This window comes from Streptomyces sp. TOM-9 (assembly GCF_056858595.1).
In genome coordinates this window covers 1,636,735-1,649,577 of the sequence record NZ_JBXEQB010000001.1, presented here as the reverse complement: position 1 = coordinate 1,649,577, position 12,843 = coordinate 1,636,735, and the positions used below count along the sequence as shown (strand labels likewise).

General features: G+C 72.1%; 11 protein-coding genes. 7 read left to right on the top strand and 4 right to left on the bottom strand.

Annotated features, from left to right (window positions below; genetic code table 11):
- Positions 1 to 79: 79 nt before the first annotated feature.
- The 3 genes from AC1VWI_RS07735 to AC1VWI_RS07725 all read left to right on the top strand — a co-directional run bounded on the left by AC1VWI_RS07735 (position 80) and on the right by AC1VWI_RS07725 (position 1,619).
- Complete coding sequence (locus AC1VWI_RS07735; protein WP_499510195.1) at positions 80 to 556, top strand: DUF3558 family protein; 477 nt, start codon at positions 80 to 82, stop codon at positions 554 to 556.
- A gap of 170 nt (positions 557 to 726) precedes the next feature.
- Positions 727 to 864 (top strand): hypothetical protein, encoded by a 138-nt coding sequence (locus AC1VWI_RS07730; RefSeq protein WP_499510194.1) that lies wholly within the window; start codon positions 727 to 729, stop codon positions 862 to 864.
- Positions 865 to 917: 53 nt separating this feature from the next.
- Positions 918 to 1,619 carry an alpha/beta fold hydrolase gene (locus AC1VWI_RS07725; RefSeq protein WP_499510193.1) on the top strand — a complete coding sequence of 234 codons (702 nt, stop codon included), beginning with the start codon at positions 918 to 920 and terminating at the stop codon, positions 1,617 to 1,619.
- 78 nt (positions 1,620 to 1,697) lie between these two features.
- On the opposite strand, the gene AC1VWI_RS07720 is transcribed toward AC1VWI_RS07725, so the two are convergent.
- The 3 genes from AC1VWI_RS07720 to AC1VWI_RS07710 are packed head-to-tail and all read right to left on the bottom strand — an operon-like array spanning position 1,698 to position 6,781.
- Positions 1,698 to 4,472 carry a bifunctional YncE family protein/alkaline phosphatase family protein gene (locus AC1VWI_RS07720; RefSeq protein WP_499510192.1) on the bottom strand — a complete coding sequence of 925 codons (2,775 nt, stop codon included), beginning with the start codon at positions 4,470 to 4,472 and terminating at the stop codon, positions 1,698 to 1,700.
- 6 nt (positions 4,473 to 4,478) lie between these two features.
- Complete coding sequence (locus tag AC1VWI_RS07715; protein ID WP_499510191.1) at positions 4,479 to 5,843, bottom strand: ABC-2 transporter permease family protein; 1,365 nt, start codon at positions 5,841 to 5,843, stop codon at positions 4,479 to 4,481.
- A complete protein-coding gene (locus AC1VWI_RS07710; protein WP_499510190.1) occupies positions 5,840 to 6,781 on the bottom strand; it encodes an ABC transporter ATP-binding protein in 942 nt (313 codons plus the stop codon). Before AC1VWI_RS07710 ends, AC1VWI_RS07715 begins: the two co-directional genes overlap by 4 nt.
- A 231-nt stretch (positions 6,782 to 7,012) precedes the next feature.
- Between AC1VWI_RS07710 and AC1VWI_RS07705 the strand changes: the two genes are divergently transcribed.
- Positions 7,013 to 7,495, top strand: a complete 483-nt coding sequence (locus AC1VWI_RS07705; RefSeq protein WP_499510189.1) for a MarR family winged helix-turn-helix transcriptional regulator — start codon at positions 7,013 to 7,015, stop codon at positions 7,493 to 7,495.
- Positions 7,492 to 7,944 (top strand): winged helix DNA-binding protein, encoded by a 453-nt coding sequence (locus tag AC1VWI_RS07700; protein ID WP_499510188.1) that lies wholly within the window; start codon positions 7,492 to 7,494, stop codon positions 7,942 to 7,944. The genes AC1VWI_RS07705 and AC1VWI_RS07700 overlap by 4 nt, the downstream gene beginning before the upstream one ends.
- A 138-nt stretch (positions 7,945 to 8,082) precedes the next feature.
- On the opposite strand, the gene AC1VWI_RS07695 is transcribed toward AC1VWI_RS07700, so the two are convergent.
- The gene (locus tag AC1VWI_RS07695) at positions 8,083 to 8,811 is read right to left on the bottom strand and encodes a glycine-rich domain-containing protein (RefSeq protein WP_499510187.1); all 729 of its coding nucleotides are present in this window, start codon (positions 8,809 to 8,811) and stop codon (positions 8,083 to 8,085) included.
- A 327-nt stretch (positions 8,812 to 9,138) separates the two neighbouring features.
- Between AC1VWI_RS07695 and AC1VWI_RS07690 the strand changes: the two genes are divergently transcribed.
- Together AC1VWI_RS07690 and AC1VWI_RS07685 are read left to right on the top strand one after the other, a co-directional pair.
- A complete protein-coding gene (locus AC1VWI_RS07690) occupies positions 9,139 to 9,726 on the top strand; it encodes a hypothetical protein (RefSeq protein ID WP_499510186.1) in 588 nt (195 codons plus the stop codon).
- 168 nt (positions 9,727 to 9,894) lie between these two features.
- On the top strand, positions 9,895 to 12,681 hold the full coding sequence (locus tag AC1VWI_RS07685; RefSeq protein WP_499510185.1) for an ATP-binding protein: 2,787 nt from the start codon (positions 9,895 to 9,897) through the stop codon (positions 12,679 to 12,681).
- Positions 12,682 to 12,843: the final 162 nt, after the last annotated feature.

The following is a 12,843-nucleotide window of genomic DNA, read 5'->3' as shown; positions in this document are numbered from 1 at the left end:
GTGACGTCTTCCGGGGCCGAGACACGAGGCCGGAGTGCCCCTCCGGCCCGCCGCGCCACCATCGGAGGACCCAACAGTGATGCGTTCACCTCTGGCAATCGTCGGCCTGGTGCTCCTCGCCGCGACAGCGACCGCCTGCGGCTCGTCGGACGACGGCGCGAAGGCGGCCCCCGCGCAGTCCGGCCCCGCTTCCGCTGCCAAGGGGAAGGGAGCGGCCTCGGACGGAGGTTCGTCGCAGGGCGGCAAGAAGGTCGACGCCTGCACCCTGCTCAAGCCCGAGGAGGTCGCCCCGCTCATCGGCGAGAACGACGGCGGGCACCCCGACGCCGGCGTGGGGGAGAGCGTCTGCAACTGGGAGAACCCCGACACCTACCACTCCGTCACACTGAGCATCGGCTCCCCGAAGACGGCCGGCTCGGAGGACGTCGACAACTCGATGATGACCGCGTTCACCGTCGACGACCGCCTGTGCACCATCCAGGTCGTCACCCTCAAGCGGGACGCCGACAAGAAGTCCGAGGCCAAGCTCATCGACCTCGTCCGCACGAGAGTGTGACGGGGCGCCGGACGCGCGCCTGACGCGTCGGCACCAGTGCCCCCGCGCAACGCCCCCGCGGGTCCTGGAGCTGCTCCGGGGCCCACGGGGCGCCGGACGCGGCCCCGGCCGGGTTGCCGCTGGTGCGCGGGACATTCGACAACCCTCCCGTCAATCTCGTGGACGCGACGATGACGAGCGAGCTGGACGCCGTCTTCACGCGCGCCGAGCACGGCGGTGTCGCGGTCATCGTCTTCGACAGCGCCGACCCCGCGTCTTCATCGCCCACTACGACCTCTCCGGCAAGGACGAGCTGGACCCGGCGGTGATGCGCACCGGTGGGGTTGGTGTCCCTGGGGGAACTGCCCGAGTATCGGAGGTGATGTGTGCCGTCGCGGACAGCCGTTCCAACGCGCCGACCCTGCTCCTCGTCCACGGGGCGTGGCACGGGTCGTGGTGCTGGGACCGCGTGCGGTCCGTGCTCGGGCCCGGCGGCTGGGCGACGCGCGTCGTCGATCTGCCCAGCGCCGGGCGGGAGGACGCCGGAATCCATGACGACGCGCGCGAGGTGCTCCGGGAGTTGGCGGGCATCGAGGGGCCGGTGGTCGTGGTGGCGCACTCCTACGGTGGTGCGCCCGTCACCCAGGCCCTCGCGGAGGCGCCCCGGGTCGCCCATGTCGTCTACCTCGCCGCATACCGGCTGGAGGTCGGCGAGAGCGTCCTGGGCTACCACGGGGCTCCCGTCGCGGCCGACCCGCGGGGCCTGCGCCCGCCCCCGGACGACCCGGTCCGCACGTTCTACGGCGACGTGCCGCGGCGGGAGGCGGAGGCGGCGGCCGCAAGGCTGGTGCCCCAGAGCGTGAAGTCGTTCGCCGAGCCGCTGACCCGCGCCGGGCGGCACGCGCTCCGGTCCACCTACGTCGTGTGCGAGCGGGACCGCGCACTGTCGCCGGCCCGTCAGGAGGCCATGGCCGGCCGCGCCGACGCGGTGCACCGGCTGCCCAGTGACCACTCGCCGTTCCTGTCCATGCCCGAGGCCTGTGCGTCCCTCCTCGCGAGGATCGCCCTCGGGACGACCGCCTGAGGGCGGCAGCTCGACGCACAGGGGGCCTCCGGCCGGCGGCACCGCCGGCCGGAGGCCCCCATCTGTGATCAGCGGGCGTCAGCCGTCGTTCTCCGCCGACGGGATGTAGGCGCCCGGGACGTCGTCCGGCGCGAAGATCTTGTCCTCGCCGGGGTACGGCGTCGTCCACTGGTGCGTCTCGTACCACGTGAGGTGGTTCATCTGCGCGGGGTTGGCGAAGTCCGGCCTGGCGCTGGGGCCGGTCAGCCGCTGCTTGGACTGCCACTCCTCCCACTTGGCGGCGAGGGCCTTCCTGCTCGCGGGCACCTTCGTCGTCGGGACGGCCGCGGCGTTCGGGTCCTGCGGTGCCGGGGTGTCCAGGCCGCAGGCGGGCGGGGTCTTGAGGCCGTCGGTGAGCGGGGTGCGGTTGGGCAGCGCGGTGAAGGGCGTGTAGTCGGCCTTCTTGGTGAACGCCCCGAACATCGGGGTGGCCGCGCTGTCCTTCTGGTTCATCGGGTGGATCCCGAGGATCTGCTCGATGGTGCGGATCATCGTGATCTGCGAGTAGTAGCGGCTGTCGACGGTGTCGTGCCGGGCCCAGGGGCTGATGATCTGGATCGGGGCGCGGTGGCCGTCGACGTGGTCGAGGCCGGCCTGGGAGTCGTCCTCGACCACGAAGATCGCGGAGTCCTTCCAGTACTTGCTGTGCGAGATCTCGTCGACGATCCGGCCGACCGCGAGGTCGTTGTCGGCGACCTGCGCGGCGGGACCCGCCGGTCCGCCGGTGTGGTCGCTGGAGAGCCAGAACATGTTCAGGTTCGCCGGACCGTTCTTCTCGACGTCCTGCTTCCATATCTCGGCCCGGTAGACGTCCGGGACGCTGGTGTCGAACTTCGGGAAGCCGGGCACCGAGACGCTGTTCAGAGACGGGATCGGCGAGGACGACACCAGGTTGTAGGCGGTGCCCTCCCCGGTGGCCTGCATGTTCTTGGTGTCGCAGTACAGGTTCTGCCAGGTCGCGCCCGACGGCTTGGTGAGGAACTGGTGGAACTCGCCGAAGTCCCGCACGCTCTTGCCCTGCGCCTCGGCACCGGTCCAGATGAAGCCGGTGCGCTGGTGGCCGAGGGCGTCGTCCTCGGTGTCGTAGCTGCGCGCGTACTCTCCGGCGGAGGACTCGGTGTACTCCGGGTTGTCGGCCTGCATCAGCCAGTTGTGGCCCTCGGCGGAGTTCGTGCCGATGTCGTACGTGTTGTCGTACAGCCCGAACTGCCGGGCCAGCGCGTGCTGGTTCGGCGTCACGTTCTCGCCGAACTCCGCGAGCGACGGGTCGCCGTTGCCCTGCGGGACGTCGCCGAAGACCTGGTCGTAGGTCCGGTTCTCCTTGACGATCATGAAGACGTGCTTGATCGTCGACGGGTCGCCGAGCCGCTGCGGGACGGCCGCCGGCTTCGCGTGGCCCTTGTCCTTGTCCTTGCCCTTCGCGAGCTTGACCGAGCCGTTGGTCCAGCCGTTCTGCTGGAAGACCTTGGCCGTCAGGGACTTGATGGCCTTCTCGCTCGGCAGCGTGAACCGCTGGACGCTCGAGGTGGTGTCGTGCGTGCCGTGCCCGGCACTGCCGGTGGGCCGGCGGGCGTCGATGCCGCGGGTGTTGGAGACCACGACCTGGTTGCCCACGGTGGCGATCTCCGCGGGGAAGTAGTCCGTCGGGAGGAGGCCGACGTAGCCGACCGGCTCCTGCGGGGAGCTGTACCGGTAGACGGCGACCGCGTTGGCGCGGCCCAGCGTCACCAGCAGGTGGCCGTCGTCCGTGAGCGTGACGGCGTTGGGCTCGTAGCCCACCGACGCCTCCGGCCACGGCTGGGTGGCGATGGTCTGCACGACCTTGTTCTTGCGGGTGTCGATGACCGACACGTCGTTGGTGGCGGTGTCCGCGACGAACAGCGCCCCCTTCTTGGCGTACAGGGCGGTCGGGTGCAGACCCACGTCGATGCTCGCGACGGCGGTCGCCGGGTCGGCCAGGTCGATGATGCTGACCGTACCGGTGGTGGTGGCACCGGTCTTGGGGTCGGCAGGTACCTGCGTGCCGTACGAGTTGATGGTGGTCTCGCCGGGCTTCGCCGGGCGCCCGCCCTCGTTGCTGACGTACAGCTTGGAGCCGACCACGACCATGTCGCGCGGGGCGTTGCCCACGGCCCAGCTCTGCTTGACGGTCGCCGTCGCCGTGTCGATGGCGACCACGCGGTTCTGGCCGTTGACCGCGGCGTACACGGTTGAGCCGTCGGAGGAGAACACCGGCTCGCCCACCAGGGCGTGCTTGGAGCCGTCCGCCGGGATGGAGACGGACGTCGGGTTGGCGAGGCTGCCGTCGGGGTTCACGGTGAAGCGGGTGTAGCCGTCGGTCTGGCCCAGCCACAGCTGCGAACCGTCGGGGGAGTACGTGGGGCCTTCCTGGCCCACGCTGTTGCTGCCGATGCGCAGGTCCGCGGACGCGGAGCTGCCGACGAGCTGCTGGACCTTCCAGTTCTGCAGGTCCACGACGGCGAGCGCCACGCCCCCGTCGGTGACGGAGGCCGCGAGGTGGGTGCCGTCCGGGCTGACCGAGGACGACATGATCTTGCCGTTGTCGATGACGAGGCGCTCGCCGTACGGGGCGATGTACTGGTCGCTCGCGACGACCTGCCCCCGGTCGGTGACCTGGCCGACCTGGTCGTGGCCGAACTGGGTGGTCTGGGCGAACCCGATCCCGGTGCCGGTGGCGAGGACGACAGCGGTCGCGGCTGCGAGCGTGAGGCTTCTGCGGCTGCCGAACCATCGGCCGGGGAGGACATGGGTGTCCCTCTCGGCGCCCACGCGGCGGCGACGTGTGACCTGCATGGTGAGTTATCCCTTCGGGGAGGTGGCAAGCAGTTCGACGTTGCCGTCGAACTGCCAGAGCGGGTTCGGCGCGTCCCCCACCGGGGTCCGCACCAGGAAGTAGCCGTTGACTTCCTTCGGCCCGTCGCCGTCGGCGACGTACCGCCCGTCCGGAGTGACGTCGAGCTGGTAGATGGCCTGGCCCGTGGCCGCGACGCCGGGAAGGTGCCAGGAGACGACGCAGCGCCAGTCGTTGCCGGGCCCTTCGGCGTCGGCCGTGACGCCGCCCTTGGTGCACGCCGCCGTGGCCTTGAGCTGCGCTTCGGTGACGGCGGGACGGTGGAGCTGGTCGGTCTGCATGCGGTAGAGGTGAGCGAAGGCCGTGGCGACCGAGCGCTGCACCTTGTCCTGCTCGACCCCGGAACCCGTGGCCGTGGCCGTGGTCGTCGCGGTGAGGACGGCGACCGTCGCGGCGAGCAGCCCGGCCAGCGGCAGGGCGCCGGCGAGGAGCGCGCGGCGCGCCGAGCCGTCGTCGGTGAGGTTGGTGAAGTCGCGCCGCAGGAAGAGGAGGTAGGCCAGGGCCGTCGTGGTCACGGCCCACAACAGGCTGACCGCGATGCCGATGAGGAGCGGTGCGAGCTGCTGGGGGCCGGTGAACAGCCCGTTCCAGGAGATGAAGGCGTAGCCGGGCAGGGCCAGGCGTACGGCGACGGGGAGCGGCATCATCTGCGCGAGCTGCATCGCGAGCGCGACGAGCGCGGGCAGCAGCAGGCCCATCGGGGACCGCCCGAGCGCGATGGAACCGAGCAGGCCGATCCCGGCCAGGGCCAGCGTCGGGGCGAGTGCGCAGAGCCAGGCGAGCAGGACCTGTCCGGCGGCGCCGGACGGCGTCAGCAGGTGGCCGTCGAGGCCGACCAGCGGCTGGTTGCCGACCGCCACGACCCCGCCGACCGCGCTGGAGCAGGCCATCCCGGCCACGAGCAGGAGCAGGACGGTGAGGCTGGCCAGTGCCTTCGCCACGAAGATCCGCCGGGGTGAGCGGACCGCCACCAGCAGGTGGCGCCAGGTGCCGAGCCGGTCCTCGGAGGCGAACACGTCACCGGCGACGACCGAGGTCAGCAGCGGGAGGGCCCAGGTGCCCGCGAAACCGAGCATCACCAGCGGTCCGGCCCACCCCGTCGCGTGCATCCAGCGGCCGAAGAGGGTGTCGACGGGGAGCGTGCTCTGCTGGCTCACCGCGGCGACGAAGAGCGCCGGCGCGATCCAGCAGGCCAGGACCAACAGGCGGATCCGCCATTGCGAGACCAGCTTGACCAGCTCGAAGCGGTAGCCGCGCGAAACCGGGACGCGACGGACGGGGACAACGTTGTCGGCGACGACGGTCGCGGTCATCGGCCGGCCTCCTGCTGCTGGGTGAGGGCGAGGAACGCCGCCTCGAGCGGCGAGACGACGGGTGCGAGCTCGCGCAGTGCGATGCCCGCCCGAACGATCCCCACCACGAGTTCGTCGAGGGCCGGCACCAGAGCGCGCACGACCAGGAGGTCGGCGTCGTTCCGTACGCCGGCGTCGTCGACGACGCGGATTCCGGTGGTGCCGAGGGCCAGTTCGCGGGCGGCCCCCGGGTCGGAGGTGAGCAGCCGGTAGTCGAGTTCACGGTTCTCGGCGGCCAGCTTGCCCAGCGGGCCCGAGAAGACGACCCGCCCGGTGGCCAGGATGGTGACCTCGGAGCACAGTGCCTCCAGGTCGTCCATGCGGTGGCTCGACAGCACGACGGCGGTCCCCTCGTCGGCGAGCCGGGTCAGGACCCCGTGCACGTGCTTCTTGCCCGCCGGGTCCAGGCCGTTGGACGGTTCGTCGAGCACGAGCAGCCGGGGTTTGGTGAGCAGGGCGGCGGCGAGCCCGAGCCGCTGGCGCATGCCGAGCGAGAACCCGCGGGCCCGGTCGTCCGCGACGTCCGTGAGTCCGACCTGGGCCAGTACGTCGTCGATCCCGGCGGTGCGCGCGTCCTGCCCGCGGAGGGCGGCCAGCGCGGCGAGGTTCTGCCGGGCGGTGAGCGACGGATAGAGGCCGGGCCCGTCCACGAAGCCGGCGACGCCGTCGGGCGCGGCGAGCGCCCGCCCGACCGGAGCGCCCAGGATCTCGAGGCTACCGCTGTCGGCGACCGCCAGGCCCAGCAGGAGGCCGAGCAACGTGGTCTTGCCTGCGCCGTTCGGTCCGACCAGGCCGTGGATCTGTCCCTGCGTCACGTCGAGGTCGACGCCGTCGAGTGCGACGACGTCCCCGAAGTACTTGGCGATTCCGCGAGCACGGACTGCGAGGAGTGTGTCCATGAGTCCCTTCTTCCGCAACGCTCAAGGACCTTAGGGAGGGCGCACACCCCCGCCAGGGACGCTCGGTTGAATGGCCATGGAACGTATCGTCAAGAGATCGGCAAGTCCGGGTGCACGAAGTGGGCGTCACCGAGCCGGACTCGGGCAGAACCGGGCGTAGGGCGCGGGCCGGGTCCGTTCGGATCGGAGATTTAGTAGCCATGTACATAGTAGCCATGTACGGTATTTAACGTGAGTCCAGCAACTGAGAGCGCCACGCCGGGGTACCTGGTCTGGCGCCTGTCGATGAAATGGCGGGTGGCCGTCGACCGGGCGGTCGCACCACTGGGCCTGACCCACGCCCAGTACGCGGTGATGGCCTCCCTGTACGGCATGTCGCGCTCCGGGCTGCGGCCCAGCCAGCGCCGGCTCGCCGACCACACCGGCCTCGAACCGCTGTACGTCTCCAAGCTCGCCCGCGCCCTGGAGGCCGCCGGACTCGTCGACCGGACCCGGGACCCGAGCGACCCGCGCGCCATGCAGCTGTCGCTGACCGAGCAGGGGCGCGACGTCACGCGACGCGCGATCGGCGTGGTCCAGGGCCTGCTGGACCAGTTGCTGGAGCCGCTCGGGGGGCAGGACAGCCCGCGCACACGGCAGTTCACCCGCGAGCTGGCGACCCTGATCGACGCACCTCTTGATCCGTACACCGAGAACGACGAGGAGCAGTCATGACCACCACCACACCCGCACCCACCGCCAACGGCCGGGTCATCGCGCTTGCGCACTACGCCGCGCGCGCCCTCCTGGAGGGTGTGCTGACCCGCCACGGCGCCACGTTCCACCAGAGTGTGACGCTCCGGGTCGTCGTTGCCGCGGGCGGGGCCATCGGCCGGGACGAGCTCGTCGGCGACGTCATCGGTTCGCTCAAGACCGACGCGTCGGTCGTGCGCGGCGTGATCGAGGAGCTGACCGCCGCAAGGCTGCTGGAGGAAGACCCGGCGGAGGCGTCCCGGATACAGCTCACGGACGCCGGACGGGAGTTGTACGAGAGCACCACCACGGAGACCGCCGAGATCTCCGCCCGGCTGTACGCCGGCATCCCGGCCGAGGACCTCGCTGTCGCCGGTCGCGTGCTGACCCTGATCACGGAGCGTGCGAACGCCGAGTTGGCCGGCGCCTGAGGTCCTCTCCCGCTCCTCGCCGTTCGGGGGGCTGCGGCGTCCTGAGCCGGGGCCCGCTCACCACCGGATGACCATGTATCCGGCCCCGCCGGGCTTCCCCACAGGGTTTGTTGTGGTTCCGCCGTCGCCTCCCGAGCTCTAATCCCCGATCGCCGGCTGCCCGATGAGCGACAACCCCACGGGCGGCGTGACGATGCCGTTCGCCGCGGGGCCGCCCTGGCCGGTGTTCAGACCCGGTTCGCCTGAGCGGGAGACGGCGTCCGGGTTGAGGGGCGGACCGCAGAAGCCGATGCCCGGCGCGCCACTTCCGATGGAGGAAGCGGGTCCACCGGAGCCGCCCGTGGCGAGCGCGACTGCGAAGTTGCCGGGAGGGGCGAACAGGAGCGAGAGTCCGCCCTGGGTGCCTGCGGTATTGGCGGGGCCTCCGGCCCCGCCCTCGCCGATGGTGACCGTGCGAGCTTGCCCCGGCTGTACCTGGACGGTGCACCAGACGAAGCCGCCGCCGTCCCCACCGGTGCCGTTGCCGCCGTTCGTCCTCACACCCGCGCCGCCACCACCGGCGCCCCACAGTTGGACCAAGACGGTGGTGACCCCGTCGGGCGGGACGAAGGTTCCGCCGGCGCTGAATTGCCGCAGACCGTGAACGGCGCTGGGCCCGGCGCGCCTGACGGTCCGCTCGGACCCGCCGGACCCGCAGGCCCGCCCGGACCCGGGGTCCCGGCGGGCCGGGCGGTCCGGGGCGGCCCAATCGCGGCGGGCAGTAGCCGGGCACGGCCGGGACGAAGAAGCACGGGAAAGCGGAGCGCTGCGGGGCGGCGACCGGAGACGTGAGCACGGGAGTCGCGGCGCGCCCTCCGCTGCCGGCATGCGCCATTCCCGTCACGGCGCCGGACGTCAGAGCCACGGCCGCGGCTACCGTCCACACGCGCACGCACCTCGGACGGCGTCCGGTCGGCGCCGCCAAGCCTCGGCGGATCACAGCATCACTTCCAGCACGGGGCCTCGAAGGCGGACTGCACCGCTCTCCCGCGGCAAGACTCACACCGCTTTGCATCTGACGCACCCTCAGTGGGTGGGCGGGTGAAGCGCCTCGGGCACGCAGGGGAGCGCGGGGGCGGGGGACCGGGGCCGGGAGGCGCTATTCCGTGGTATCCAGGCAGCGGTTGGGGCGATCGACTGGCGGGGGAGAGAGCCGTGAGGACACTGGGCGGGGTGGTGCTGGCCGGGGTGGTTCTCGCCGCCGGGGTGCTGGGCTGCACAGGCTGCACCCTCACCATCGGCGAGACGGCGGGGGATCCGGCGGATGTCGCGGTGGTCACCGCGACGGCTTCCGCCACGTCTTCGTCGTCCGGCCCACCGTCCGCGTCGGCGTCCGTCTCCGTGTCCGCCTCGACCTCCCCGTCGTCCTCGCCGAGCCGTACCGCGACACCGGTGCCCGTCCGCGGACCCCGTCAGAAGCTGGTGGTGATGACCGTCAGCGGCGGCTTCGCAGGCGTTCACCAGCAGGTGACGCTCCGGGGTGACGGCACCGTCCTCACGATGGACAACGGCGAACCCGTGCAGCGCCGGGTCGGTGCTGCACGGTTCGAGCAATTGCGGATTCTGCTCGGTGACCCGGCGCTGGAAGACGTCCCGGACTTCACAATGAACATGGCGGCAAACGACATGTTCCAGTACACCCTCGAATTCGACGGCCGCACCGTCATGACGGACCGCCCGGACGGGCCGCCCGCGCTGGAAAGGCTGATCAACGCCCTGAGCCGGTGGCTCCCAGGTCGTTGACCTGTGCTCCCTTGACGGAAGTGGTCCGGCAGCCGTCCATAGGAAATACCGCAGGTGAATTCTCCTGCGGCCATGAGTCGGATATCACGGCGGCCCGCACGAATACGCCACCCGTGCCGTGTGAGAATGCTTCCGTCCAGCCCCGGAACAAGAGAGCCGGAAACTCCGATGCAAACCTCCGTGTACACCGCCGACGTCGGCGGTGGAACGCGCCAGGGGCTGGTCGGTCGCGCGGGGGACGTGGACCGGATCGAGGGTCTGCTGGGCTCCGTCGATTCCGGTGGCGCGGTGCTGCTGTCCGGCGAGCCCGGGGTGGGCAAGACGGCGCTGCTCGGCCACCTCGCCCAGAGGGCACTGGCAGCCGGTGCCAGGGTGCTGCGGGCGGCGGGCACACGGTCCGAGAGCGACGTGGAGTACGCGGCGCTCAACCAGCTGCTCTTCCCGCTGTGGGAGGAGGGTCCGCAAGCCCTGGACGGGGCGCACCGCGAGGCACTGCGGGTGGCCCTGGGCTTCGGCGAGGGACCCCCGCCCGAGCGGTTCCTGGTCTCCAACGCGGCCCTGGTACTGCTCCGCAACGCGGCCACCGCGACGCCCGTAGTGCTGGTCGTCGACGACCTCGATGCGGTGGACCCGGCGAGCGCGGCCGTGCTGGGATTCGCCGCACGCCGGCTCCCGGGAAGCCGCGTCAGGTTCCTGGCGGCCGTCCGCAAAGGTCGTCGTAGCCCCGTCGAGGACGGCGTGCGCGCCGAACACGAGGTCCTGCCGCTGGACGAGAGCGCGTCGCGGCTCCTGGCCGGCTCGTCCCATCCGGACCTCGCCGGGCCGGTCGTGGAGTGCGTCGTCGCCGTGGCGCAGGGAAATCCACTGGCCCTGGTCGAGTTGCCGGCGGCCCTGACCGGGCCGCAGCGCGCCGGGCTGGAGCGGCCGCCGGCCGCACTGCCGCTCACGCGGCGCCTGCGCGAGGTCTTCGGCTCGTGCGTGGCGGAGCTGCCCGCGGCGACACGTCGTCTGCTGCTGGTGTCCGCGCTGGAGGGGACGGGGGACCTGGCCGTCGTGCAGACCGCCGCGCACCGGCTCGGCGTCGGGGCCGACCTGGTGGACCTGGAGGCCGCCGAGCGTGACGGCCTCGTGCGGATCGAGGAGTTCGACCACCGCGTGAACTTCCGGCACCCGCTGTTCCGTGCCGCGGTGGTCGACGCGTCCACCTCCGCGGAGCGCCGTGCCGTGCACGGCGAACTGGCCGAGGTGCTGCACGACCGCCCCGACCAGCGCGCGTGGCACCTGGGGGAGGCCTGCGTGGAACAGGACGAACACGTCGCAGCGTTGCTGGAGGGCACCGCCCACCGGGTCCTGCGGCGCGGCGACGCCATGGCCGCGATCCGGGCTCTCACCAAGGCCGCGCATCTGAGCCCCGGCGCGGCCGACCGCGGCCGCCGGCTGGCCACTGCCGCGTACATACGCGCGGACGCCTCCGGTGAGCTGACGATGGCGTCCCGCCTTCTTGACGACGCCCGGCGCTTTGGCTCCGACGCCCGCGCGTCCCTCTACTCGGCGGCGGTCGCGGTCCACCGGCTGCTCGACGGCGAGGGGGACATCGACACGGCCCACCAGGTACTCCTCGGCGCGATCGAGAACGCCGACCATCCCTACCGCGTCTGCGACCCGGCCCTGGAGGAGGCCCTCTACCTGTTGTTGATGCTGTGCTGCCTGGGTGGCCGCGAAGAGCTGTGGACGCCCCTCCACCGGATCCTGGACCGGCTCGGCCCCGACGCGCCGCGCCTGCTGGGAGTGAACGTCGCCACCCAGGGCGATCCCGCACGCACCGCCCTGGCGGCACTGGGGGACCTGGAGGAACTCATCGCGGGCCTTCCCCAGGAGACGGCCCCGTCGAGGATCACACGGATCGGCGCCGCGAGCATCGCCGCCGACCGGCTCTCCGGCGTGCGTGACGCCGTATCGCGCGTCCTGCCGCAGGGCCGCCGGCAGATCGTCACCCTGCCGCTCCTGTGCACGGACGCGTTCCTCGCGGGCCGGTGGGACGACACGACGGAGCTTGCCGACGAGGGACTGCGCCTGTGCAAGGAGCACGCCTTCGAGGCCGTCTCCTGGTACTTCCGCTACTACAAGGCGGTCGTCGCGGCGGCGCGCGGCGAAGCCGGCTTCGCGGAGGAGGCAGCCGACGCCATGGCCCTGTGGGGGACGTCCCGTGGCGCGCGCCATCTGGTGACCCTGGCGGACCACATCCGGGTGCTCGTCGCGCAGGCGGAGGGCGACTTCGAACGCGCCTACCGGCACGCGTCGGCCATCAGCCCACCTGGTGAACTGGCCCCGTACACACCGGTGGCGCTGCTGGTGGCCGGGGACGTGGTGGAGGCGGCCGTGCGCACCCAGCGGTCGGCGGAGGCGGCCGCCCACGTGACCGCCGTCCGGCAGGCCGGGATCGCGGCGCTCTCCCCGCGCAGGGCCATGCTCGTCGACGCTTCGGCCGCGACGGCCGCCGAGGCGGACGAGGAGGCGATCGGGCACTTCGAGCGGGCCCTGTCGCACCCCGGCCTCCAGCAGTGGCCCTTCGACCTGGCACGCGTGACCCTGGCCTACGGCGAACGCCTGCGCAAGGCGCGGTCGACCACCGACGCCAGGGCGTCACTGAGCGCGGCCCTGGCGACCTTCGAGCAACTCGGCGCACGGCCGTGGGCGGACCGGGCGAGGCGCGCGCTGCAGGCGACCGGATGGATGGTCAAGCGGGCCGACGGGCCGGAGTCCGTCGGCCTCACCCCGCAGGAGGTCGAGATCGCCCACCTCGCGGCCTCCGGCCTGACCAACAAGCAGATCGCCGAGCGGCTCTACCTCTCCCCACGCACCGTGGGCGGCCATCTGGGCCGGGTCTTCCCCAAACTCGGCATCACCTCCCGCGCGGCGCTCCGCGACGCCCTGACGGGCCTCGCCAAGCGCTAGCCGCGGACGTGCGGGGGCCGGCGCGACGCCCGGGCGCCCAGGTGGGCGGGGACTGCACGGGTGGGCAAGGGGCCGTGCACAACGGGGCAAGGAGGCCGGCGGGGACTCCTCCTACGGTCGAGTTGTCCCATCACAAGTGGGACGCCAATGCGCGGGTCCGGC

Excerpts from the sequence above, each read along its gene's own strand:
- AC1VWI_RS07735 (WP_499510195.1), top strand. The coding sequence starts at position 80 with ATGCGTTCACCTCTGGCAATCGTCGGCCTGGTGCTCCTCGCCGCGACA.
- AC1VWI_RS07730 (WP_499510194.1), top strand. The coding sequence starts at position 727 with ATGACGAGCGAGCTGGACGCCGTCTTCACGCGCGCCGAGCACGGCGGT.
- AC1VWI_RS07725 (WP_499510193.1), top strand. The coding sequence starts at position 918 with ATGTGTGCCGTCGCGGACAGCCGTTCCAACGCGCCGACCCTGCTCCTC.
- AC1VWI_RS07720 (WP_499510192.1), bottom strand. The coding sequence starts at position 4,472 with ATGCAGGTCACACGTCGCCGCCGCGTGGGCGCCGAGAGGGACACCCAT.
- AC1VWI_RS07715 (WP_499510191.1), bottom strand. The coding sequence starts at position 5,843 with ATGACCGCGACCGTCGTCGCCGACAACGTTGTCCCCGTCCGTCGCGTC.
- AC1VWI_RS07710 (WP_499510190.1), bottom strand. The coding sequence starts at position 6,781 with ATGGACACACTCCTCGCAGTCCGTGCTCGCGGAATCGCCAAGTACTTC.
- AC1VWI_RS07700 (WP_499510188.1), top strand. The coding sequence starts at position 7,492 with ATGACCACCACCACACCCGCACCCACCGCCAACGGCCGGGTCATCGCG.
- AC1VWI_RS07695 (WP_499510187.1), bottom strand. The coding sequence starts at position 8,811 with ATGCCGGCAGCGGAGGGCGCGCCGCGACTCCCGTGCTCACGTCTCCGG.
- AC1VWI_RS07685 (WP_499510185.1), top strand. The coding sequence starts at position 9,895 with ATGCAAACCTCCGTGTACACCGCCGACGTCGGCGGTGGAACGCGCCAG.